Genomic DNA, 22,195 nt, shown 5'->3' with positions numbered 1-22,195 from the left:
GCGGGCAACGGAAGCCGGCGGCGGCTGCGGCCCGGGCGGGCAGATGCCTGAACTTGCCTTTTCCCTGCCCGTTTATATCGGGTTTGCGTTGATCCTTTCGGTCGGCGCCTTCTTTCGCGGCTTTGCCGGTTTCGGCATGGCGCTGGTTGCCATGCCGCTGCTCATTCTTCTGGTGCCGCCGCAAAGCGCCATCCTGGCGCTGATGGTGGTCCAGATCGTGCTCAGCAGCTTCGACATGCGGGAGTGCCTGGGCTTTGCCGATCGCAGGGCGGTGTTCCTTCTGGCCGTCGCCGCCTTTCTCGGCACGCCGATCGGGCTCATCGCCATCGGCTTCGTGCCGCTTTACATGGCGCAGATCATCATCGGCGCGATTGCCGGCGCGGCCGCGCTCGTCCTGTTCTTCAGGTTCTCGCTGAAGTCCGACATGGGGATGGTCTCGACCGCTTTGGTCGGTTTCCTTTCGGGCCTTTTCGGCGGACTTGCGGCCGCGCCTGGACCACCGGTGGTCGCCTATTTCCTCGCCCGCAAGATCTCACCGCGCGAAAAACGGGCCTCGATGATCCTGCTGTTTGCGATCATGGCGGTGTTCGCGCTGCTGACGGCGGCCGCGCGCGGCACGCTCAACCTCGATATCATCCTGCTCGGATTGATTTCCTCGCCCGTTTGTTACGCCGGATCGGCCCTTGGGGCGGCCTGTTTCCGCCGCGGCTCGGATGACGGCTATCGCGTGCTTGCCCTTGCCGCCATGGAGTTTTCGGCGCTCTTCAGCATCGCGCTCGGGCTCTACGGAGGGTTTGGCGGGTAGGCGCGTTCTACAATTCCGTCTTCTCGTCGGCGTCGGGCCGCTCGAGCCGGCCGTGTTCAAACAGGCCGGGATAGGCAACGCCGATCTTCGCATGCAGGCCGCGCCACCATTTGCGGTTGGCCGGGCAGTTGATCGGGTGCTCCAGGTCGGCCAAGCCGTTGACCCGCTTCTTGCCGGGGTTCTGGCGGGCGAACGTCATCAGCGGGCCGAGAAAGAACGCGCGGCTCGTCAGGAACGGGCGGTTCGACCAGCTGATGCAGTCGGACCGGGTCAGGTAGAGCTCGTCTTCGAGCCTGGTGATGTATCGGTTGCCATTTGCGGGGGTCGTCGGCATGGCGAAGGATTCATGCACGCGAAACCGCGCCGCGCCCGGCCGCAGAACGCCGCGCAGCGTTTTCCTCAGCGGTTCATCCGGTTTCCAGTAGCGCAGGAACCGGCTGGAAAGCGTGTGATTGCGCCCCGAGAGCTGGAAGGCGGTCATCTCGTGCGCATCAAAGAGCAGGAATGCACGGATCATCAGGTCGCGCACGCCGTCTTTCCCGACGAGCGTGTTGTCACCCTCGACGATGACGATGCGCTCGGTGGACAAAACCTCCCCGCAACGGGCGAGCCCCTCCTGGATGCCGAGATTATGCTCGGTGGCGACCGGCTCGAACCCGAAGGCCCGGGCGATTTCCATCTCTTCTGGGCTGCCTTCCTGGCAGACGACCTTCCGCTCGGCGAAGAGATCGCTTACCGGGCCGAGAGAACGAAGGGTGCGCTCCAGCGTTTTCGGCGATTTCCAGGTGAGGACGGAAAGGCCGACTTCCGGAAGCCCGTCATCGGGTCTGTTCGAAAGAGAAGACATGGTATCGGCGTCCGATGAGAAGCGTCCGGCGCGGGCAGGGGATGGGCTGTTTGGCGGGCATGGCGCATGGCCTTCCCGCCAGCCTCAACGCCACAGGATTTCGAGAACTTCGTAGGCGCGGGAACCGCCCGGCGCGTTGACCTCGATCGAATCGCCGACTTCCTTGCCGATGAGCGCGCGCGAGATCGGAGACGAGATCGAAATCCTGCCCGACTTCACATCGGCTTCCTGGTCGCCGACGATCTGGTATATCTTTTCTTCTTCCGTGTCCTCGTCGACAAGCTTCACCGTCGCGCCGAACCGGACCTTGTCGCCGGTCATCTTGGCCGGATCCACGACTTCGGCGCGGGTGGTCACGTCCTCAAGCTCGCTGATGCGGCCCTCATTGTAGCTCTGGGCCTCCTTGGCGGCATGATATTCGGCGTTTTCGGACAGGTCGCCATGGGCGCGCGCTTCCGAGATCGCCTGAATGATGCGCGGACGTTCCTCCTGCTGGCGCCAGCGAAGCTCTTCCTTCAGCTTCTCCGCGCCGGCCTTGGTCATCGGTACTTTTTCGACCATATTCTTGTCCTTCGGTCATTGGCAAAGCGGCGGGCGGGCCCGATGGGAGGCCTTTTCGCGCCGCCGCCTCTTCAGTTCATGCGTTCTGTCGTGAGACAAACAGCCCTCCACTTAGGAAGTCCCAGGCCGTTTTGCCACAGAAAAAGAAACAGGTTCCGGAGCGTTGACCCCGGAACCAGTTTCAAACCTGATCCGCGTTATAGCAGATGGGCGGTCGCCATTTCCAGATAAATCGAAAGCGCGACAAAACGCGTGCATGCATCCGTGGGTCGCATTTTCGTCCTGCAAGACGGTCAGTGGCCGGTCGCTTCGACCCGGGGCTCGTGCCTGCCGTAGATACGTTGCGCGGCGAGTGCGAGGAGAACGAGGGCGACGGCGGCGACGCCCGAGCAGACCGCGAAACTCAGGCTGAATGCGGAGCGGGCGGTGGCAAGCCAGAGCGGAGCGGACAATCCGAGCTCCCGGGCGCCGTCGACGGCGCCGGCAAGCGTCTGGCCGGCCGCCGCCGCGATTTCGGCGGGAAGGTCCGAAAGATCGGCCCTTGCCATATCGAGCCGGTAGACCATCGTCGCCAGGCTGCCCAGAATGCCGACGCCGAGCGCGCCGCCGAGTTCCGCGCTGGTTTCCGACATGGCCGAGGCCACGCCGCCGCGCTCGGGCGGGGCGGAGCCGACGATGAGGCCCGTCGTCGTCAGCATCACCGGAATGAACCCCGCGCCGAGAACGGCATTGGCGAGAAGAACGCCCGCAAGGCTTTCCGCATAGGCGGCAAATCCCATCAGCGCGGCGCCGGCCGCAAAGATCACAAGGCCGCCGAGGACCGTTCTCACCGGTCCGAAATGATTGGTGACGCGATAGGCCTGAAGCGACATGACCGTGTAGAACAGGCCGGGAATCGCGGCCCAGAGCGCCGCCTCAAGCGGCGTCAGGCCGATCACGAGCTGGAAGAACTGAGTCTGCATCAGGAACAGGGCGAAGATGAAGAACACGCCGCAAAGATTGACGAGCATCGAGACGGTGAAGGCCGGCGCGCGGAACAGCGCCAGGTCCACCAGCGGCTCGGCAAGTCCGCGCTGGCGCCTGACGAAGAACGCTCCGAACATCAGCCCCGCGGCCACCGGCAGAAGGTAGGGCGCGTCGAAGCCGTAGATTGCCATGTGCTTGAAGCCGTAGATCACCGGCAGAACTGTCGCAAGCGAGAGGACGACGCTGGCTAGGTCCAGCCGCGGGCTCTCGCCGGAGCGGTATTCCGGCAGCAGGAAGGGCGCGCAGGCAATCAGCAGCGCCATGATCGGCACATTGATGAGAAACACCGATCCCCAGTGGAAGAAATGCAGCAGGACGCCGCCGATCAACGGCCCTACAAGGCCGCCGAGCGCGAAGGCTGTGCCCCAGACGCCGATGGCGCGGTTGCGTTCGCCCTCGTCGCGGAACATGTTCATGATCAGGGAAAGCGTCGAGGGCGCGATGGTGGCGCCGGCGATCCCCAGAAGCGCGCGGGCGAAGACCAGCATGCCCGCGCTCTGGGCAAAGGCGGCAAAGGCGGAAGCGGCGGCGAAGGCGGCGGCCCCCAGGACCAGCAGCCTGCGTCGGCCGATCCGGTCGCCGAGCCCGCCCATGGTGACGAGAAAACCCGCGACCATGAAGCCGTAGATGTCATTCATCCAGAGCAGTTCCGTGGCCGACGGCTCCAGCTCGCGCACGATCGAGGGAATGGCGAGGAACAGGACCGACAGATCCATGGAATAGACAAGGCAGGCGACGGACAGGGCCACGAGGCCCGTCCATTCGCGTCGCGTGGCTTTTGCGGGGACCATTTCAGTCATGGGGTATTCTCCGAACCTGCGCCGCGTCAGCGGCAGACGGAATTTGCGCCGGAGATGTCTCCGGCGCAACCTGTGTTTCTTCAATTTCGGGGAGGAGCGGGCTTTGGTCTATCGGCTGTCGGAGACCAGGCAGAAATAGGCGCCCTGCGGATCGAGGCACTGGGCGATCACGGCGCCGTCCGGCACATCCATCGGTCCGTTGAGAAGCTGTCCGCCGCCGTTCTTCACCCGCTCGATGGCGGCGTCCAGACCGTCGACATAGATGTAGTAGGCCCATGCCGAAACCGGCATGTCGTCCGGTTTCTTCATGATGCCGCCGATCGGTTCCTCGCCCGGGCCGAAGAGGTGGTATTTGCCCATCGGGCCCATATCCATCGTCGACGTTTCCTTCCAGCCGAACATTTTTTCGTAGAAGGCGACGGCCGCTTCGGCGTCGCTGGTGTAGAGCTCGCACCAGCCGAACGTGCCGGGCGTTTTCGCCGGCGGCGCCTCCGGCATGCCGCCTTCCGGCATAATGGGGTTGAACAGGCAGATCACCGCGCCCTGCGGGTCTGAGACCACGGCGAAGCGTCCGACCGAGGGGATATCCATGGCAGGAACGTTGATGCTCCCGCCCTCGGCGGCAAACGCGGCGGCCTTGGCGTCGACATCCTCGACATAGACATAGCCGGACCAGTTCGGCGGGACATTGCGGGCCAGCATCTCCTCGTTGAGGGCCATCATGCCGGCGGCATAGGTCTCAAAGCCGGAAACGCAAAAGAGCGTGTAGCTGAAATCGGGCATGCCGCCGTCGCGGGCACTCCAGCCGATAACGTCTTTATAGAAGGCTTCGGCCGCAGCCGTATCGGTCGTCAGAAGTTCGTACCAGACGAATTCGCTGCTCATGTCGCTCTCCTTTTGAAGGTATTCCGGAAATCGCCGCCTATTTAAGTTGATATCAACCTAATTGATCGTCGTCAATCCCGTTTGTCGCACGACTGAGTAGCGTTTTCATGACAGATGGCCGGCGGCGGGATCGGCCTGGCCGCACCGGTTTCGCCTGCTACGCCTCCAGTCCGGCGACGTAGCGCTCGAGCTTTGCCAGGGTCTGCCGCCCGCCATCGACGGCGCCGAAGTCTACGGTCGCATCGCGGGCCTCGGCCGTCTCGAAGATCAGGATCAGCGAGACGCGGGTCTTTCCGCCTTCGTCCTCGAGCAGGATCAGGCCTCGGAAATGGGCGGGCTCGCCGCGTTCGCCGCCATGGTCGTAGGCAATGCGGGCCGGAGGGGTGATCTCCGTGTAGCGGATCCAGTTGGGCCAGTCCTTGCCGTCGGGTCCGTGCATCGTGTAGTGCCACAGCCCGCCGACGGAAAAGTCCATGGCGTGGGTCTCGTTGACGAACCCTTCCGGCCCCCACCACTGGTCGAGGTGCTTCTCATCGGACAGCGCCTTGAACACCAGTTCGCGCGGGGCGTCCATGACGCGCTCCAGCCGGATGATTCTTGCGGGATCGAGGTCTGCGGTCATTGGTTTTCTCCCTCTAGAAACTGTGCGAGACGGTCGAGATTCTGGTCGTTGGCGGCCTTCAGAAAGTGCGCCATAGCCTGGTTTTCCTCGGTCGGCTCGAATTCCATTATCCAGACAAGGCGGCTTCCGCCGGCGTGATCCTCGAACCGCATCTCCAGCACGAAATCATGCATCGGCAGATGATGGCGGGCGCGGACCATGCGGCCGTCCTCGATCGCGAGAAAACTCCAGTGGTTGTCGAATTCATCGCCGTTCGAGGCGGTCATGACGATCCGCCAGCGTCCGCCGGGGCGAAAATCGAACGCCGTGATGCGGTTTTCGAACCCGTGCGGCCCCCACCATCGCGCGAGCTTTTTGGGATCGGCCACCGCGGAGAACAGCGTATCGCGGTCCTGCGGAAAGCGTCTTTCGTTGTGGATTTCGAGGCTTGCGTTGGGCTTTTCCTCGCTCATGGCATTTCCTCCTTCTGGATTTTCGCGAGATGGGCTTCCAGCCGGTCGAACCGCTGTTCCCACAGCGCCCGGTAGTCCGAAAGCCAGCCATCGACCGCCTTCAGCGTCTCGGGCTCGATCCGGCAGGGACGGGTCTGCGCCTCGCGACCGCGGGAGATCAGCCCGGCGCGCTCCAGCACCTTCAGATGCTTGGAGACCGCCGGCAGCGACATCGCGAACGGTTCAGCCAGTTCATTCACCGTCGCTTCGCCCCTGGACAGCCGGGCCAGGATCGCGCGGCGTGTCGGATCGGCGAGGGCGGAGAGCGTCTGGGTCAGCGGATCGGACATCTTGTGTTTATCCCATCGGTTAATTAACCTATCGGATAAATAAAGAAGGAAAACCTTTGCGTCAAGCCCAAAGAAAAGGGCAGGCGCCGGGCCTGCCCTTCATAAGGTGTCTCAGTCCGATACGGTTCAGGCGTAGCTTTGCAGCGGCCGCACTTCGAGCTGGCCCTGTTTCAGCGCCTTGATCGCCTGCGCGGCGGCAAGCGCGCCGGACATGGTGGTGTAGTAGGGCACCTTCTGGGTGAGTGCGGCGCGGCGGAGCGACTTCGAATCCGAGATCGTCTTGTCGTTGCTGGTGGTGTTGAACACCAGCTGGACCTGACGGTTGCGGATCGCATCCTCGATATGCGGACGGCCCTCGCGCACCTTGTTGATCTTGGTGGCGGAAATGCCGTTTTCCTCCAGGAAGTCGCGGGTGCCGCCGGTCGCCATCACGGTGAAACCCTGTTCCACGAGAAGCCTGACGGCGGGCAGCACGCGCTCCTTGTCTTCCGACTTGACCGAAACGAAGACGCAGCCATCGCGCGGCAGGTCGACGCTGGCGCCGAGCTGCGACTTGGCGAAGGCAATCGCGAAGTCCTTGTCGAGGCCGATGACCTCGCCGGTCGAGCGCATTTCCGGGCCGAGCAGCGTGTCGACGCCGGGGAACTTGGCGAAGGGGAAGACCGCTTCCTTGACCGCGATATGGTTCAGCTTGCGCGGGTTGGGGCGCTCGCCATAGGACGCGATCACATCGTTCAGCCTTTCGCCGGCCATCACGCGGGCGGCGATCTTGGCGATCGGCGCGCCGATGGTTTTGGCGACGAAGGGCACGGTGCGCGAGGCGCGCGGGTTCACTTCGAGGATATAGACCGTGCCGTCCTTGATGGCGAACTGCACGTTCATCAGGCCCTTGACGTTGAGCGCGAGCGCAAGGGCGCGGGACTGTTCCTCGAGCTCGTCCAGCACCTCCGGCGAAAGCGAATGCGGCGGCAGCGAGCAGGCGCTGTCGCCCGAATGGATACCGGCCTCCTCGATATGCTCCATGATGCCGGCGATGAAGACATCCTCGCCATCGCAAAGGCAGTCGACGTCCACTTCGGTGGCGTTGGTCAGGTAGCTGTCGAACAGAAGCGGGTTCTTGCCGAGCATGGTGTTGATCTGCCCAGTCTTGTCGTTCGGGTAGCGCTGCTTGATGTCCTCGGTGACGAGTTCCGGCACCACTTCCAAGAGGTAGTGCGAAAGCCCGCCCTCGTTGTGGACGATCTCCATGGCGCGACCGCCAAGCACATAGGAGGGGCGCACCACCAGCGGGTAACCGATCTCGGCGGCGACGAGGCGGGCCTGCTCGACCGAATAGGCGATGCCGTTGTTCGGCTGGTTGAGGTCGAGCTTGATCAGGAGCTTCTGGAACCGGTCGCGGTCCTCGGCAAGGTCGATCATGTCCGGCGCGGTGCCGAGGATCGGGATGCCGTTCTTTTCCAGCGCTTCCGCCAGCTTCAGCGGCGTCTGGCCGCCGAACTGGACGATGACGCCGGCAAGCGTGCCCTTTTCCTGTTCCGCGCGCATGATCTCGATCACGTCTTCGGCTGTCAGCGGCTCGAAATAGAGCCGGTCGGACGTGTCGTAGTCGGTCGAGACCGTTTCCGGGTTGCAGTTGACCATGATCGACTCATAGCCGGCCTCCTTCAGCGCGAAGGCGGCATGGCAGCAGCAATAGTCGAACTCGATGCCCTGGCCGATGCGGTTCGGTCCGCCGCCGAGGATGACGACCTTTTTTGCATCGGAAATGCCGGCTTCCGAGCGGGCTTCGCCGTCAAACGGCGTCTCGTAGGTGGAGTACATATAGGCGGTCGGCGAGGCGAACTCGGCGGCGCAGGTATCGATGCGCTTGTAGACCGGGCGCACGCCGAGCTTGTTGCGCAACTGGGCGACTTCCTTGGGCCGGCCATGGGTGAGGCTTGCCAGCCGCTGGTCGGAAAAGCCCATGGCCTTCAGCATGCGCAGGTTTTCGGCATCCTGCGGCAGGCCGTGCTCGCGCACCCGCGCCTCCATGTCGACGATGGCGCGCAGCTGATCCAGGAACCACGGGTCGATCTTCGAATGTTCGTGGATCTCGCTCTGGCTGACGCCAAGACGCATGGCCTGCGCGACCATGCGCAGCCGGTCCGGCGTGCCGGTGCCGATGGCGGCGCGGATGGCATTGCTCGGCTCGCCGTTCTCGATGCCGGGAATTTCGATCTCGTCGAGGCCGGTCAGGCCGCGTTCAAGGCCGCGCAGCGCCTTCTGCAGCGATTCCGGGAAGGTGCGGCCAATGGCCATCACTTCGCCGACGGATTTCATCGCGGTGTTCAGCGTGTTTTCCGCGCCGGGGAATTTTTCGAATGCAAAGCGCGGGATCTTGGTGACGACATAATCGATAGAGGGCTCGAACGAGGCGGGCGTCGCGCCGCCGGTGATGTCGTTTTCGAGCTCGTCAAGCGTGTAGCCGATGGCAAGCTTGGCCGCGACCTTGGCGATCGGGAAGCCGGTGGCCTTGGAGGCCAGCGCCGAGGAGCGCGACACGCGCGGGTTCATCTCGATGACGACGAGCCGGCCATCGGCCGGATTGACCGCGAACTGCACGTTCGAGCCGCCGGTCTCGACCCCGATCTCGCGCAGCACCGCCAGCGAGGCGTTGCGCATGATCTGGTATTCCTTGTCGGTCAGCGTGAGCGCCGGGGCGACGGTGATCGAATCGCCGGTATGCACGCCCATCGGGTCGACGTTCTCGATCGAGCAGATGATGATGCAGTTGTCCGCCTTGTCGCGGACCACTTCCATCTCATACTCCTTCCAGCCGAGCACGGATTCCTCGATCAGCACTTCGGTGGTCGGCGAGGCATCGAGGCCGCGTTCGACGATCTCGAAGAACTCGGAGCGATTATAGGCAATGCCGCCGCCCGTGCCGCCGAGCGTGAAGGACGGACGGATAATCGCGGGCAGGCCGATCGTGTCGAGCGCCTGGGCGGCGATCGCCATCGCATGCGACATGTAGCGCTGCTTGCGGTCGGTATTGCCGAGGTTCCACTGGTTCTCCAACTCGTCGAGAGCGTTGTCCAGCGCGTCGCCCGAAAGCGTCTTCTTCAGCTCGGCCCGTTTTACCTCATGCTCCTGACGGTGCTGGTCCTTGATCTCGGTGGCGTTGGCGAGCATGGACTTCGGCGTTTCGAGGCCGATCTTGGCCATCGCCTCGCGAAACAGCGCGCGGTCCTCGGCCTTGTCGATGGCATCCGGCTTCGCGCCGATCATCTCGACATTGTAGCGCTCCAGCACGCCCATGCGCCTGAGCGACAATGCGGTGTTGAGCGCGGTCTGGCCGCCCATGGTCGGCAGCAGCGCGTCGGGCCGCTCCTTGGCGATGATCTTGGCGACGACTTCCGGGGTGATCGGCTCGACATAGGTGGCGTCGGCAAGCTCCGGGTCGGTCATGATCGTCGCCGGATTGGAGTTGACCAGAATGACCCGGTAGCCCTCTTCCTTCAGCGCCTTGCAGGCCTGAGCGCCGGAATAGTCGAATTCGCATGCCTGGCCGATGACGATCGGCCCCGCGCCGATGATGAGGATGGATTTGAGGTCTTGGCGCTTGGGCATGGGCGGTATCCGTCGTTTTATTCTGCATCAAAAACCGACACGGAAAACCGGGCCGGGTGCGGGACGTCAGAAGGTTTAGGCTAGGAGGGCCTTATAGGGAAGTTGCGGGGCGAACGGAACCCCGAAAATGACGCGATCACACAGCCGTCAACGGCAATGTCTTGATGATAATCGTCAGGCCGGATGTGAACCTTTTCCTCACATGTTGCGTTATGCTCTCAAACGGGGAGTTAACAATGTTTGAATATCTGCCGCTTTTCGCTTTTCAGACCGTGTTCGCCGCCGCCGGGCTGACGATTCTCTATCGGATGGTGGGCGGTCGGCTTTCCGCCGCGCCGGCCTATTTGCAACGCAAGCCCTCCGCTCACGATCGCCGGGGGCTGTCCGCCCGGCGATGAGCCACGGCGGGAAACGCCTGTGCCGCAAATAGAGCGAGGCGCCTGTCTGCCGACCCCATGGCAGGGTCAGCGTCGATCCGCCGTCAGGCGCGCGGCCTCGGTGTCCGGCAACGCCGAACGGCTATAGGTGAAGGTTCCTTTGTTCAGCACTTCCTCGGCCGCCTGCCGGAGCGCGCCGAGTGCCGCCCGCGCAAAGGAGCCGCCGACGCTGACGCGACGGACGCCGGCCCGCGACAATGCGTCGACCGAAAAGACCGGGCCGCTGAGCCCCATGACGACATTTACCGGCCTGCTCACCGCGTCGCAGACTGTCTTGATGGCATCGAGATCGGGAAGCCCGGGCGCATAGAGCACGTCGGCGCCGGCCCGTTCGAAAGCCTGCAATCGTCTGATGGTATCGTCGAGGTCAGGCCGTCCCCACAGAAAATTCTCCGCGCGTGCGGTCAGCAGAAAGGGCAGATCCCTGACGGCTTCGGCGGCTGCGCGCACGCGCTCGACGGCCGGCTCGAAAGCGTAGATCGGGTCGTCGCTCCGGCCTGTCGCGTCCTCGATCGAGCCCCCCGCAAGACCCGTCGCGGCGGCAAGCCTGACGGTTTTCACGCAATCCTCCGGCAGGTCGCCAAAGCCGTTCTCCAGATCGGCGGATACCGGCAGGTCTGTTGCCTCGACAATGGCGCGGGCGTTTTCAAGAACCTCCCCGCGCGTCAGCGCCGCAGCCGAGTCGCGTTTTCCAAGCGAAAAGGCAAGCCCCGCGCTGGTCGTCGCCAGAGCGCCGAAGCCCAGATTGGCAAGCATCTTCGCGCTTCCCGCGTCCCACGGGTTCGGCATGACGAATGCGCCCTCCGCTTCATGCAAGGCTTTGAACGCCGCATATTTTTCGGTCTGAGAGGTCATGATTTCACACCTTTCCGGAACATAAAGGGAACGATAATCGATGTCGCGCGGCAGGGCAAGCGCGGCCAGCCTGTTCGTTTGCCGGATTGAACAAAGGTCCGGCTGGCGCGTTGCCTGAACAACACGGAGAGCAGAATGAATTTTGAAAACCTGTCGCTCGTCTGGCTGGTGGCGATCTTCGCCGGCGCCGGTCTCATTATCCTCGCATGCGGCGTGAGGATCACCGATGTGGCCGACCGCATCGCCGACCGCACCGGCCTCGGCGAGGCGCTGATCGGGGGCCTGCTCCTGGGGGCGGCCACCTCGCTGTCCGGCACGGTGGTGTCGGTCACGACAGCGTTCGAGGGCAGGGCGTCACTCAGCTTTTCCAACGCCGTGGGCGGCATTGCCGCGCAGACGGCCTTTCTGGCGCTCGCCGACATGATCTATCGCCGCGTCAATCTGGAACATGCGGCGGCCGACCTTTCCAATCTCTTCCAGGGCGCGCTTCTGGTGCTGCTGCTGTCCATCCCGCTGATCGCCTATGTCTCGCCCGATATTTCCTTTTTCGCGGTCAGCCCGTTTTCGCTCATCCTGTTCGGTATCTATATCGCCGGCGTCGTCGCTTCCAAGCGGGTGCGGGACGACCCGATGTGGCGGCCGGTCGGCACACGCGAGACCCGCACCGACACGCCGGACGAGGACAAGCAGGATGCGCGCGGCAATGTCACGATCTTCGCCGTTTTCGGCGCGCTGATGCTGCTGATGGGCATTGCCGGCTACGCCATCTCTGGCGTTGCCGGCGTGCTGACGGACCGATACGGCATTTCCGCCTCGGTCGTCGGCGCGCTGATGACGGCGGTGGTCACCTCGCTGCCGGAACTCGTGACGACCCTTGCCGCCGTCCGCCGCGGGGCGCTGCAGCTTGCCGTCGGCGGCATTATCGGCGGCAACACCTTCGATACGCTGTTCCTGACGCTTTCCGATGTCGCCTATCGCGACGGCTCGCTTTATCACGCCATCAGCAAGGATGACCTGATCTGGCTTTCTGTCGGCCTCTCGGCCACGGCGATCCTGCTGCTCGGCCTGATCGTGCGGCAGAAGGCGGGGCCGGGTCGGATCGGCTTCGAGAGCGCCGGCATTCTTGCCCTTTATGCGGGGGCGGTGGCGCTGACCGTTTCCTGACGCCTGAGCGTTCTTGAATGCGGGCGGCGATCCGCATGGTTCGCTCCTGCGTAAACACTTGTATCCCGTCCCGACGCAAGCCATCTAGACCGGATCGCCCGGTCTCTTTCAGGAGTTTCCCATGCTTTTGGTTCATTATCTCGAAGATTCCCGCGCCCACCGTATTTTGTGGCTGCTGGAGGAGCTCGGGGTCGAATACGAGATCAAGACCTACAAGCGCGGCCAGGACATGAGCGCGCCGGACAGCCTGAAGAAAATCCATCCGCTCGGCAAATCGCCGGTGATCGAGGATGACGGGACGATCATCGCCGAGAGCGCGGCCATCGTCGAATATCTGATCGACAAATACGGCGCCGACAGCGGGCTTCGTCCGGCGCCCGGAACCGATGCGGCGCTGCGCTACCGCTACTGGCTGCATTATTCGGAAGGCTCGGCCATGCCGATCCTGGTGATGAAGCTCGTCTTCCAGAAGATCCCGGAGCAGGGTCCGAAGCTCGCGCGCCCGCTGCTGAAGGCGATCTCCAACGGCGTAATGAAGAAGCTCACCGATCCGCAACTCAAAACCCACGGCGCATTCTGGGAGGCCGAGCTTCAGCGCGACGGCTGGTTCGCGGGGAAGGATTTCACCGCCGCCGACATCATGATGAGCTTTCCCGTTGAAGTGGGCATGGAGCGCATTCCCTTCGACCAGCGCCCGCAGGCCCTCCTCGACTATCTCGTCGCCATCCACGCCCGTCCGGCCTACCGCCACGCCCTGCAACGCGGCGGGGCCTATCGCTATGGGGGCAATCCGATCTCGTGATGGCCCGTCATTGCGCCGAGGGTTGCGCGGACTTGTGATCGAACGTGAAGAATTCGGGGCAGGTTTGTGCCTCTTTTGCCGCCCCTCACACTGGCAATTGCCTAAAAATCAGGCTAGAGAAACTGGCCGCCGGAGCCCCGCTATTGTCTGGCCCCGGCGTGTCAGCCTCTGGTGAAATCATGTCTGTCACAATGCCTCCTGCTTCCGCAGCCGGTCATTCGTGGTTGTCCCATTTCCGGGAAACCTTTGCTCTTGGAATTCCGCTCATCGGCGCGCAACTGGCCCAGCAGGGCATCAATGCCACCGATATTTTCATTCTTGGACAATTGAGCGCGCTGGATCTCGCGGCGGCTGTCCTTGCAACCCAGTATTACTTTACGATCTTCATCTTCGGCATGGGGCTCGCCATCGCGGTGATGCCCATGGTCGCACAGGCCTATGGCCGCGGCGATGAGGTCGCCGTGCGCCGCTCCATGCGCATGGGCATGTGGGCTTCGATCATCTACAGCGTCTTGTCTCTGCCGTTGTTCTTCTGGGCCGAACCGATCCTTCTGGCGCTCGGTCAGGAGCCGGATGTGGCGGCCAAGGCGGCGCAGTATCTTTTTGTCGTCGGCTTCGCGCTGTTCCCGGCGCTGCTGTTCCAGGTCCTGCGTTCGCTGGTGAGCGCGACGGGTCACGCGCGGGTGGTTCTGTGGGTTTCGATGCTGACGCTGGTCGTCAATGCCGTGGTCGCCTACGGGCTGGTGCTCGGCGGGTTCGGAATGCCGCAACTGGGCATTCGCGGCGCGGCGATCGCGACCTTTGTCGGGCAGGCGTTTGGCTTCCTGTATCTGGTCGCCTATATCGGCCGCGACGCGATGCTTGCCCGTTATGCGCTTTTCGTCCGCTTCTGGAAACCGGACTGGCAGGCGCTGAGAGAGGTGGTCCTGCTTGGCCTGCCGATCGGGATTTCCGTTCTGGCGGAAGTATCGATGTTTACCGTTTCGTCGGTTCTGATGGGCCAGTTCGGCACTGTGCCGCTGGCCGCCCACGGCATTGCCATCCAGCTGTCCTCGATCACCTTCATGGTGCCGCTGGGCTTGTCCCAGGCGGCCACGGTGCGCGTCGGCGTGTTCCACGGCGCGAACGACCGGGCCAATGTGACGCGGGCCTCCGCCATTGTCATGGTGGTGGCGATCGGCTTTGCCGTTGCAAGCGGCCTGGCCTTTGCGTTCGCGCCGCGCGCGCTGTCGTCGCTCTTCATCGATGTCAGCCTGCCGGATGCGGCAGCCGTGATCGCCTATGCCGCGCCCTTGATCGTCATCGCGGCGCTGTTCCAGCTGCTCGACACGGCGCAGGTGATCATGAACGGGTTTCTGCGCGGTCTGAAAGATACCCGTATCCCCATGGTGCTGGTGCTGATTGCCTACTGGATCATCGGGCTGCCGGTCGCCTGGCTGCTCGCCTTTCCCGCCGGCCTCGGCGGGATCGGCATCTGGATCGGCTTTCTCTGCGGTCTCGGGGCTGCGGCGGTGATGCTCAGCATCCGCTACTGGCGGCTGCTGCAAAAGACGCAAGGTTAGGCTGAACGGGCCTTTTTCCTTTCGTTTTCGCTAAAACAGGTCGATAGTGACGGGGCCGGCGCGAGCCGGACCTGTCACTGCGGACGGGAGGAAAGACGATGCGCAACGACATCATTTTCGGGGCTGTCCTGCCCTGGCTGACCTATCTTCTGGCCAAGCACTACGATTTTTCAACGGTCCACGCCCTGGCGCTCGGCTCGATCTTCCCGATCGCGGTGATTGTCGTGGCCTATGTCCGCAGCAACCGGCTGGCGGCGATCGGCGTCATTACCCTGGCCGCCACCGTGGCCTCGCTGGTCGGCAGCCTTTATTTCGACAGCCCGTATCTGGCATTGCTGAAGAACTCGCTGATCACCGGATTCATCGGTCTCGTCTTCGCCGGCTCGCTTCTCATGCCGCGCCCGCTGGTGTTTCATTTTGCCACGGAGGGCGAGGGGGAAGACCGCAAGCGCCTGAACCGCCTCTATGCCGCCTCGGCCGATTATCGCGCGCTGATGCGTTTCATGACGCTTGTCTGGGCGGCGGTGCTGATCGGGGAAGCCTCTCTTCGCGCGCTGCTCATCCCGCTGCTGCCGGTCAGCGTCTTTCTGGTGGTTTCGGAGGCGATGTGGATTGCCGTCTTCGCGCTGATGATGGCGTGGAGCTGGCGTTATGGCGGGCGAAAGGGCAAGGCGATCGCCGATGCGGAGGCCGCTCGCGAAAAGCATGCCTTTTCACGCCACCCACGCAACAAAAAAGGGCCGCGACACGCGACCCCTTGAAGCGATCTCAAGACCCTTGGTCCCTCAGGCGCGCTCTTCCAGGAGTGCCTCGCCCTTCGTCTCGCGCACCAGATTGATGAAGCGGCGGAAGAGGTAGTGGCTGTCCTGCGGGCCGGGAGAGGCTTCCGGGTGGTGCTGGACGGAAAAGACCGGCTTGCCGGCAAGCGAGATGCCGCAATTGGAGCCGTCGAACAGCGAGACATGCGTTTCGGTGACGCCGTCCGGCAGCGACGCCGAATCGACCGCAAAACCGTGGTTCATCGAGACGATCTCGACCTTGTTCGTGGTGTAGTCCTTCACCGGATGGTTCGCGCCGTGGTGGCCCTGATGCATCTTCACGGTCTTTCCGCCGAGCGCCAGCGCCAGCATCTGGTGACCGAGGCAGATGCCGAACACCGGCAGGCCGCTGTCGATCAGCGCGCGGATGACCGGAACGGCATATTCTCCGGTCGCCGCCGGGTCGCCGGGACCGTTGGAGAGAAACACGCCATCGGGCGAGAGCGCCAGAATGTCTTCCGCCGAAGTCTTGGCCGGCACGACGGTGACCTTGCAGGAAAGGCCGGCGAACAGGCGTAGGATATTGCGCTTCACGCCGTAGTCGATGCAGACGATGTGATATTTCGCGTCCGCCTCACCCAGCGTGCCGTAGCCCTCGTTCCAGACCCAGGGCGTTTCATCCCATCCGGAGGACTGGCCGGAGGTGGCGACGACGGCAAGGTCGAGCCCTTCGAGCCCGCCCCAGGCCCTGGCGTCCGCCTTCAGCGCGTCGAGGTCGAAATTGCCGTCCGGATCATGGGCGATCACCGCGTTCGGCGCGCCATGCTCGCGGATCCATGCCGTCAGCGCGCGCGTGTCGATGCCGCAAAGGCCGATAATGCCGCGCGCCTTCAGCCACGCGTCGAGATGGCCGGCGGAACGGTAGTTCGAGGGCTGGGTGATATCGGCCTTGAAGATCGTGCCGACGGCGCCGCGGCGGGCTGCCGGCGTCAGGTCCTCGATATCCTCGCCATTGGCCCCGATATTGCCGATATGGGGGAAGGTGAAGGTCACGATCTGCCCGAGATAGGAAGGATCGGTGAGGATTTCCTGGTAGCCGGTCAGCGCCGTGTTGAAGCAGACTTCCGCCTGCACGCGGCCCGTTGCGCCGATACCCTTGCCGAAAATCGTCGTGCCGTCGGCCAGAACCAGAACGGCGGTCGGCTTTTCAGTCATCCATGCGGAGGAGGTCGTCATCTTAATCCCTGTCGTGTTCCTCGCCGGCCTCACGGCCGATTGAACGAGACCTGCCCTGCGCTTATATATGACCCGCACGAACGGGTTCACTCTTCGGTCCGGCGAGACGCCGGTGGTCAGAGAGACGGGCAGACCTTTTTTTGATGCGGTCGCGGGAAAATAGTCAAACGCTGCTTGCGGGTCAATTGCTCTCGGTGCAGACTTGTGGCATCTGCTCAAATTATATGACGGACCCGTTTTTTAATTTGATCGCAGTCCACGTTTTCGGTAAACGCCGCCGCTTGTCGACATGTGTCGGCGAAGGTTCTCAAAAAAACTGGCGTTGCCAGGAGTAGGTTGATGTTGCGCGACAAACTCGCACTTGCACTCAAAGATAGCTCGAAAGCCGACGATCCGGTCCGTTTTTGCACGCTGCGGCTGGTTCACGCCGCCATCAAGGATCGTGACCTTGCCCACCGGGCGAGCGGGAAGGATCCGGTCAGCGACGATGATATCGGCCAGATCCTGTTGAAGATGCTGAAGCAACGCAAGGAATCGTCCCGTCTCTACGAAGAGAAGGGGCGTCATGATCTCGCCGCCCAGGAGCGCGAGGAAATGGCCGTGATCCGCGAATTCCTGCCGGCGCAGCTGCCCGAGGAAAAGATCCGCGAGGTCTGCGCCTCCGTCGTCGAGGAGACCGGCGCCCAGGGCCTGCGCGACATGGGTAAATGCATCGAGACGCTGAAGGACCGCTATTCCGGCCAGATGGATTTCTCCAAGGCCTCCGGCGTCGTCAAGGAAATGCTTAAATAACAACCGCGCCACAAGGCTGTGGATAACTCCTTGGATATGGAGGATAACCCGCGCTGACGGCGTCGCTTGAGGGCGCGCGCCTTTCGGCGGTGCAATAGTGCCCGTTCAGGTGTTCACCCCGCAGTCCGGCTGCTCTGCCGGCGCAAACGAGGGCCAGATGCGCTTTCCGTCGTCATTTCTGGATGAAATCCGAGACCGTGTGCCGATTTCGAATGTCATCGGCCAGCGGGTGACGTGGGACCGCAGAAAGACCAATGCGGGGCGCGGCGACTTCTGGGCCTGCTGCCCTTTCCATGGCGAAAAGACCCCGAGCTTTCACTGCGAGGACGGCAAGGGTCGCTATCACTGCTTCGGCTGCGGGGTCTCCGGCGACCATTTCCGCTTTCTGACCGATCTTGACGGCATGAGCTTTCCCGAAGCGGTGCAGCGCATTGCCGACATGGCCGGTCTGCCGATGCCGGAAATCGATCCGCAGGCGCAGAAGCGCGAGGAGAAGCGCCGCACGCTGATCGATGTGATGGAGCTTGCGGCAGGCTTCTTTCAGGACCGGCTGCAATCGGGCGACGGGGCGAGGGCGCGGGCCTATCTGCGCGAGCGCGGATTGTCCGCCCGCACGATCGACACGTTCCGCCTCGGCTATGCGCCCGAAAGCCGCAATGCGCTGAAGGAGTTTCTGGCCGCCAAGGGCGTGGAGAAGCGGGAGATCGAGGCCTGCGGTCTCGTGGTCCACGGACCGGATATCGCTGTTTCCTATGACCGTTTCCGCGACCGGATCATGTTTCCCATCCTTTCTTCGCGCGAGAAGGTGATTGCCTTTGGCGGACGCGCCATGCGCCCGGATGCGCTGGCGAAATATCTGAATTCCAACGAGACGGAACTGTTCCACAAGGGCAATGTTCTGTTCAACTTCGCCCGCGCGCGGCGCGCGCTTTCAGGCGCGGACGGCGCCGGAACTGTGATCGCCGTTGAAGGCTATATGGACGTGATTGCCCTGCATCAGGCCGGCATCGAAAACGCGGTGGCGCCGCTCGGCACGGCGCTGACGGAAAACCAGTTGCAGCTTCTCTGGCGCATGACCAGCGAGCCTGTTCTGTGTTTTGACGGCGACAGTGCCGGCCAGCGCGCGGCCGAAAGGGCGGCAGGCGTCGCGCTGCCATTGCTGAAGCCAGGCCATTCGCTGAGATTCGCCTATCTGCCGGAGGGCAAGGATCCGGATGATCTCGTGCGCGAGGGCGGCAGGCAGGCCTTCGAGCAGATCCTGCGGCAGGCGCGGCCGCTCGCCGACACCGTTTTCGAGCGCGAGGCGGGCAGTGATGACAACGCGACGCCCGAACGGCGCGCGGCGATCGAGGCGCGGATCAATCAGCTTGTGCAGACCATCGGCGACGAGAATGTGCGCCGCCACTACCAGCAGGATTTCCGCAATCGCCTTTTCCAGCGTTTTCGCGGCGGCAGCCCGCGCGGCGGCAGTTTCGTTCCTGGCAAGGGGCGGGGCAGGGGCTTCGAGGCGCCGAGGGGCGGCGGTTTCTCGCCGTCCGAACGGCTGTCGCGCTCGCCGCTTGCGAGCATCCGTCCGGCCGGCGCCGCGCTCACCTTTCGCGAATGCCAACTGGTTTTCTGCCTTCTGACCCACCCGGAACTGGCGCGCGAGGATTTTGACAGCATCGCCGCGCTTTCCTTCGACGCAGCCGAGATGCGGGCCTTCTGGCCGGTCTTCCTTGCCGAGGCCTCGCGGCCGGACGCCGGCCGGGAAAAGCTTCATCAAAGACTGGAGGATCAGGGCTTTGCGCCCTTGATCGGTCAGCTCAAGAGCCATGTCAGCCGCAATGTCGGCTGGATCGCGGGGCCGGATGCGGCGCTTGAGGACGTGCGCGAGGTCTATCGTCAGGCCTTGTCGCTGCACAATCGCGCCCGCTCGCTTGCCCGCCAGAAGGCCGAGCTCGAGCGCGAGCTTGGCGAGGCGACCGAGGAGGGCAATCTGGAGCTTCTCGAAGAATTGATGCCGGCGCTGATTTCAGTGCAGAACGAAATCAGCCGGATCGACAACCAGGAAGCGGAGATCGAGGGGTTCGGACTGATGTCTGGCCGCGGCGGGCGCTCCGGCGCGACGGGTTAGCATGGCGCGCCGATGAAGGATTCTCGGGCGCCGGTCCTGGCCGCACCTTGTATTTCCTTCACTTCGTTCTAAATGTAGTCTCGCGGGTCGTCAGGAAGGCTGCATCGGTCCGGACATCGATAGAAGCGTCACGCGGGTGGCATTTGGAGCGCATTTACGATATGAAATCGCGCGATCCCCGTTTTGACGCTTGACGGATGGCGAAAATCTGGGAATCACCAGTTAGAATGGCACAACGCAGCGCAATTTCATGATCTGGACAGTGTTCACCCGGGGTGACAGGCTCCGCGATGGTGAAGTCTGTCCTGTTCATGGTTGAAGTTTTGAAGCCGACCGGAACGGACCTCTAAAAAGGTCCTTAATCATTTGTCGGTAATGCCGCTCGAGAAACTACGGCATAAGCGTCAGGGAAGCAAAATCTATGGCAACAAAAGTCAAGGAAAACGAAGAAGCCGAAACCGAACGCGAAGGCGGAACCGACGGCCCTCTTCTGGACCTTTCCGATGATGCCGTCAAGAAGATGATCAAGGCCGCCAAGAAGCGCGGCTTCGTGACCATGGACGAGTTGAACTCCGTCCTGCCCTCTTCCGAAGTGACCTCCGAGCAGATCGAGGACACGATGGCGATGCTGTCCGACATGGGCATCAACGTGATCGAGGACGAGGAAGAGGTCGACAACGACGGCGACAGCGGCGATAGCGACAATTCTTCCGACGACGACGGCAATTCCGACAGCGACAGCACGGAAGTGGCGACGACGACGGGGACGGCCGTTGCCCAGACGAAGAAGAAGGAACCGACCGACCGGACCGATGATCCGGTGCGCATGTATCTGCGCGAAATGGGCTCGGTCGAGCTTCTGTCGCGTGAGGGCGAGATCGCCATCGCCAAGCGGATCGAGAGCGGCCGCGAGACGATGATCGCCGGCCTTTGCGAAAGCCCGCTGACCTTCCAGGCGCTGATCATCTGGCGCGACGAGCTGAACGAAGGCACGACGCTTCTGCGCGAGATCATCGATCTGGAAACAACCTATTCCGGTCCCGAGGCCAAGGCTGCGCCGCAGTTCCAGAGCCCGGAAAAGATCGAGGCTGACCGCAAGAAGGCGGAAGAGAAGGAACAGGCCCGCAAGAAGCGTTCCGACGACGTCACCGATGTCGGCGGCGAGGGCGTGCAGCCGGAGGAGGACGACGAGGAAGAGGACGAATCCAGCCTGTCGCTTGCCGCCATGGAGGCGGAACTGCGCCCGCAGGTGATGGAAACGCTCGACCTGATCGCCGAGACCTATGTGAAGCTCAGAAAGCTGCAGGACCAGCAGGTGGAGGCGCGTCTTGCCGCCACCGGCACGCTGACGAACGCCCAGGAGCGCCGCTACAAGGAGTTGAAGGAAGGGCTGATCGGCGCGGTCAAGTCGCTGTCGCTCAACCAGAACCGCATCGACCTTCTGGTCGAACAGCTCTACGACATCAACAAGCGCCTCGTCGAAAACGAGGGCAAGCTTCTGCGCAAGGCCACCCAGCGCGGCGTCTCGCGCGACGACTTCCTGCAGCATTACCACGGGGCCGAGCTTGATCCGAACTGGATGAAGTCGATCGGCAATCTTTCCGGCAAGGGCTGGAAGGAATTCGCCAGCCAGGACGGCGCCGATATCAAGGAGCTCAGGAGCGAAATCCAGAGCCTTGCGACTGAAACCGGCATCTCGATCGCCGAGTTCCGACGCATCGTCCACATGGTCAAGAAGGGCGAGCGCGAGGCGCGCATCGCCAAGAAGGAGATGGTGGAAGCCAATCTCAGACTGGTGATCTCGATCGCGAAGAAATACACCAATCGCGGCCTGCAGTTCCTCGACCTCATCCAGGAAGGCAATATCGGCCTGATGAAGGCGGTGGACAAGTTCGAGTATCGCCGCGGCTACAAGTTCTCGACCTATGCCACATGGTGGATCCGGCAGGCGATCACCCGCTCGATCGCCGACCAGGCGCGTACGATCCGCATTCCGGTGCACATGATCGAGACGATCAACAAGATCGTCCGCACCTCGCGCCAGATGCTGCACGAGATCGGCCGGGAGCCGACGCCGGAAGAGCTTTCCGAAAAGCTCTCCATGCCGCTCGAAAAGGTCCGCAAGGTGCTGAAGATCGCCAAGGAGCCGATCTCGCTGGAAACGCCCGTGGGCGACGAGGAGGATTCGCATCTCGGCGATTTCATCGAGGACAAGAACGCGCTGCTGCCGATCGACGCGGCCATTCAGGCGAACCTGCGCGAGACCACGACCCGTGTTCTGGCATCGCTCACGCCGCGTGAGGAGCGCGTGCTGCGCATGCGCTTCGGCATCGGCATGAACACCGACCATACGCTGGAAGAGGTCGGCCAGCAGTTCTCGGTGACCCGCGAACGTATCCGCCAGATTGAGGCCAAGGCGCTCAGGAAGCTGAAGCACCCGAGCCGCAGCCGCAAGCTCAGGAGCTTCCTCGATAGCTGATCAGGCAGACATCTTTTGTGAGAATAATGAGAACCCGGTCGAAAGGCCGGGTTTTTCG

At 63.0% G+C, this 22,195-nt stretch carries 19 protein-coding genes; 9 read left to right on the top strand and 10 right to left on the bottom strand.

What is annotated here, in order from left to right:
* Positions 1-43: 43 nt before the first annotated feature.
* On the top strand, positions 44-805 hold the full coding sequence (locus AZF01_RS13215; protein WP_024708184.1) for a sulfite exporter TauE/SafE family protein: 762 nt from the start codon (positions 44-46) through the stop codon (positions 803-805).
* 7 nt (positions 806-812) lie between these two features.
* Here the strand turns inward: AZF01_RS13215 and AZF01_RS13210 are convergent, their stop codons facing one another.
* The 8 genes from AZF01_RS13210 to carB all read right to left on the bottom strand — a co-directional run bounded on the left by AZF01_RS13210 (position 813) and on the right by carB (position 9,936).
* Positions 813-1,652: a hypothetical protein gene (locus AZF01_RS13210; RefSeq protein WP_024708185.1), complete on the bottom strand. Its 840-nt coding sequence runs from the start codon at positions 1,650-1,652 to the stop codon at positions 813-815.
* A gap of 84 nt (positions 1,653-1,736) precedes the next feature.
* Entirely contained in the window at positions 1,737-2,213 is a 477-nt protein-coding gene (gene greA / locus AZF01_RS13205; protein WP_024708186.1) for a transcription elongation factor GreA, read from the bottom strand.
* A 293-nt stretch (positions 2,214-2,506) separates the two neighbouring features.
* Positions 2,507-4,039, bottom strand: a complete 1,533-nt coding sequence (locus AZF01_RS13200) for an MFS transporter (protein ID WP_024708187.1) — start codon at positions 4,037-4,039, stop codon at positions 2,507-2,509.
* 108 nt (positions 4,040-4,147) lie between these two features.
* Positions 4,148-4,924, bottom strand: coding sequence for a VOC family protein (locus AZF01_RS13195; protein WP_024708188.1), 777 nt, complete (start codon positions 4,922-4,924; stop codon positions 4,148-4,150).
* Positions 4,925-5,081: 157 nt separating this feature from the next.
* The gene (locus AZF01_RS13190; RefSeq protein ID WP_024708189.1) at positions 5,082-5,546 is read right to left on the bottom strand and encodes an SRPBCC family protein; all 465 of its coding nucleotides are present in this window, start codon (positions 5,544-5,546) and stop codon (positions 5,082-5,084) included.
* The gene (locus AZF01_RS13185) at positions 5,543-5,998 is read right to left on the bottom strand and encodes an SRPBCC domain-containing protein (RefSeq protein ID WP_024708190.1); all 456 of its coding nucleotides are present in this window, start codon (positions 5,996-5,998) and stop codon (positions 5,543-5,545) included. Before AZF01_RS13185 ends, AZF01_RS13190 begins: the two co-directional genes overlap by 4 nt.
* A complete protein-coding gene (locus tag AZF01_RS13180; protein WP_024708191.1) occupies positions 5,995-6,327 on the bottom strand; it encodes a helix-turn-helix transcriptional regulator in 333 nt (110 codons plus the stop codon). The genes AZF01_RS13185 and AZF01_RS13180 overlap by 4 nt, the downstream gene beginning before the upstream one ends.
* A 126-nt stretch (positions 6,328-6,453) precedes the next feature.
* The gene (gene carB, locus AZF01_RS13175; protein ID WP_024708192.1) at positions 6,454-9,936 is read right to left on the bottom strand and encodes a carbamoyl-phosphate synthase large subunit; all 3,483 of its coding nucleotides are present in this window, start codon (positions 9,934-9,936) and stop codon (positions 6,454-6,456) included.
* A 236-nt stretch (positions 9,937-10,172) separates the two neighbouring features.
* On the opposite strand from carB, the gene AZF01_RS24045 reads away from it, so the two are divergent.
* Complete coding sequence (locus AZF01_RS24045) at positions 10,173-10,334, top strand: hypothetical protein (protein ID WP_156484735.1); 162 nt, start codon at positions 10,173-10,175, stop codon at positions 10,332-10,334.
* 66 nt (positions 10,335-10,400) lie between these two features.
* On the opposite strand, the gene AZF01_RS13170 is transcribed toward AZF01_RS24045, so the two are convergent.
* On the bottom strand, positions 10,401-11,228 hold the full coding sequence (locus AZF01_RS13170; protein WP_024708193.1) for an oxaloacetate decarboxylase: 828 nt from the start codon (positions 11,226-11,228) through the stop codon (positions 10,401-10,403).
* Positions 11,229-11,363: 135 nt separating this feature from the next.
* Here AZF01_RS13170 and AZF01_RS13165 point away from each other — a divergent pair, with 135 nt between their 5' ends.
* The 4 genes from AZF01_RS13165 to AZF01_RS13150 all read left to right on the top strand — a co-directional run bounded on the left by AZF01_RS13165 (position 11,364) and on the right by AZF01_RS13150 (position 15,517).
* Positions 11,364-12,392, top strand: coding sequence for a sodium:calcium antiporter (locus AZF01_RS13165; RefSeq protein ID WP_024708194.1), 1,029 nt, complete (start codon positions 11,364-11,366; stop codon positions 12,390-12,392).
* A gap of 121 nt (positions 12,393-12,513) precedes the next feature.
* Positions 12,514-13,194, top strand: a complete 681-nt coding sequence (locus AZF01_RS13160; protein WP_024708195.1) for a glutathione S-transferase — start codon at positions 12,514-12,516, stop codon at positions 13,192-13,194.
* Positions 13,195-13,373: 179 nt separating this feature from the next.
* Positions 13,374-14,756, top strand: a complete 1,383-nt coding sequence (locus AZF01_RS13155; RefSeq protein WP_051424062.1) for an MATE family efflux transporter — start codon at positions 13,374-13,376, stop codon at positions 14,754-14,756.
* A gap of 98 nt (positions 14,757-14,854) precedes the next feature.
* Positions 14,855-15,517, top strand: a complete 663-nt coding sequence (locus tag AZF01_RS13150; protein WP_024708197.1) for a VC0807 family protein — start codon at positions 14,855-14,857, stop codon at positions 15,515-15,517.
* A gap of 24 nt (positions 15,518-15,541) precedes the next feature.
* Here the strand turns inward: AZF01_RS13150 and carA are convergent, their stop codons facing one another.
* Entirely contained in the window at positions 15,542-16,750 is a 1,209-nt protein-coding gene (carA, locus tag AZF01_RS13145) for a glutamine-hydrolyzing carbamoyl-phosphate synthase small subunit (RefSeq protein WP_024708198.1), read from the bottom strand.
* 339 nt (positions 16,751-17,089) lie between these two features.
* Here carA and AZF01_RS13140 point away from each other — a divergent pair, with 339 nt between their 5' ends.
* The 3 genes from AZF01_RS13140 to rpoD all read left to right on the top strand — a co-directional run bounded on the left by AZF01_RS13140 (position 17,090) and on the right by rpoD (position 22,137).
* Entirely contained in the window at positions 17,090-17,542 is a 453-nt protein-coding gene (locus AZF01_RS13140) for a GatB/YqeY domain-containing protein (RefSeq protein WP_036237095.1), read from the top strand.
* 157 nt (positions 17,543-17,699) lie between these two features.
* Entirely contained in the window at positions 17,700-19,658 is a 1,959-nt protein-coding gene (gene dnaG, locus AZF01_RS13135; RefSeq protein ID WP_024708200.1) for a DNA primase, read from the top strand.
* Between the two features lie 421 nt (positions 19,659-20,079).
* Positions 20,080-22,137, top strand: a complete 2,058-nt coding sequence (gene rpoD / locus AZF01_RS13130; RefSeq protein ID WP_024708201.1) for an RNA polymerase sigma factor RpoD — start codon at positions 20,080-20,082, stop codon at positions 22,135-22,137.
* Positions 22,138-22,195 lie beyond the last annotated feature (58 nt).

The sequence above is a fragment of the Martelella sp. AD-3 genome (assembly GCF_001578105.1).
Lineage (GTDB): Bacteria > Pseudomonadota > Alphaproteobacteria > Rhizobiales > Rhizobiaceae > Martelella.
Note: the sequence above shows the minus strand (reverse complement) of the source record. Positions and strands in the feature narration are given on the sequence as shown.

Excerpts from the sequence above, each read along its gene's own strand:
- AZF01_RS13215 (WP_024708184.1), top strand. The coding sequence starts at position 44 with ATGCCTGAACTTGCCTTTTCCCTGCCCGTTTATATCGGGTTTGCGTTG.
- AZF01_RS13210 (WP_024708185.1), bottom strand. The coding sequence starts at position 1,652 with ATGTCTTCTCTTTCGAACAGACCCGATGACGGGCTTCCGGAAGTCGGC.
- greA (WP_024708186.1), bottom strand. The coding sequence starts at position 2,213 with ATGGTCGAAAAAGTACCGATGACCAAGGCCGGCGCGGAGAAGCTGAAG.
- AZF01_RS13200 (WP_024708187.1), bottom strand. The coding sequence starts at position 4,039 with ATGACTGAAATGGTCCCCGCAAAAGCCACGCGACGCGAATGGACGGGC.
- AZF01_RS13195 (WP_024708188.1), bottom strand. The coding sequence starts at position 4,924 with ATGAGCAGCGAATTCGTCTGGTACGAACTTCTGACGACCGATACGGCT.
- AZF01_RS13190 (WP_024708189.1), bottom strand. The coding sequence starts at position 5,546 with ATGACCGCAGACCTCGATCCCGCAAGAATCATCCGGCTGGAGCGCGTC.
- AZF01_RS13185 (WP_024708190.1), bottom strand. The coding sequence starts at position 5,998 with ATGAGCGAGGAAAAGCCCAACGCAAGCCTCGAAATCCACAACGAAAGA.
- AZF01_RS13180 (WP_024708191.1), bottom strand. The coding sequence starts at position 6,327 with ATGTCCGATCCGCTGACCCAGACGCTCTCCGCCCTCGCCGATCCGACA.
- carB (WP_024708192.1), bottom strand. The coding sequence starts at position 9,936 with ATGCCCAAGCGCCAAGACCTCAAATCCATCCTCATCATCGGCGCGGGG.
- AZF01_RS24045 (WP_156484735.1), top strand. The coding sequence starts at position 10,173 with ATGTTTGAATATCTGCCGCTTTTCGCTTTTCAGACCGTGTTCGCCGCC.
- AZF01_RS13170 (WP_024708193.1), bottom strand. The coding sequence starts at position 11,228 with ATGACCTCTCAGACCGAAAAATATGCGGCGTTCAAAGCCTTGCATGAA.
- AZF01_RS13165 (WP_024708194.1), top strand. The coding sequence starts at position 11,364 with ATGAATTTTGAAAACCTGTCGCTCGTCTGGCTGGTGGCGATCTTCGCC.
- AZF01_RS13160 (WP_024708195.1), top strand. The coding sequence starts at position 12,514 with ATGCTTTTGGTTCATTATCTCGAAGATTCCCGCGCCCACCGTATTTTG.
- AZF01_RS13155 (WP_051424062.1), top strand. The coding sequence starts at position 13,374 with ATGTCTGTCACAATGCCTCCTGCTTCCGCAGCCGGTCATTCGTGGTTG.
- AZF01_RS13150 (WP_024708197.1), top strand. The coding sequence starts at position 14,855 with ATGCGCAACGACATCATTTTCGGGGCTGTCCTGCCCTGGCTGACCTAT.
- carA (WP_024708198.1), bottom strand. The coding sequence starts at position 16,750 with ATGACGACCTCCTCCGCATGGATGACTGAAAAGCCGACCGCCGTTCTG.
- AZF01_RS13140 (WP_036237095.1), top strand. The coding sequence starts at position 17,090 with ATGTTGCGCGACAAACTCGCACTTGCACTCAAAGATAGCTCGAAAGCC.
- dnaG (WP_024708200.1), top strand. The coding sequence starts at position 17,700 with ATGCGCTTTCCGTCGTCATTTCTGGATGAAATCCGAGACCGTGTGCCG.
- rpoD (WP_024708201.1), top strand. The coding sequence starts at position 20,080 with ATGGCAACAAAAGTCAAGGAAAACGAAGAAGCCGAAACCGAACGCGAA.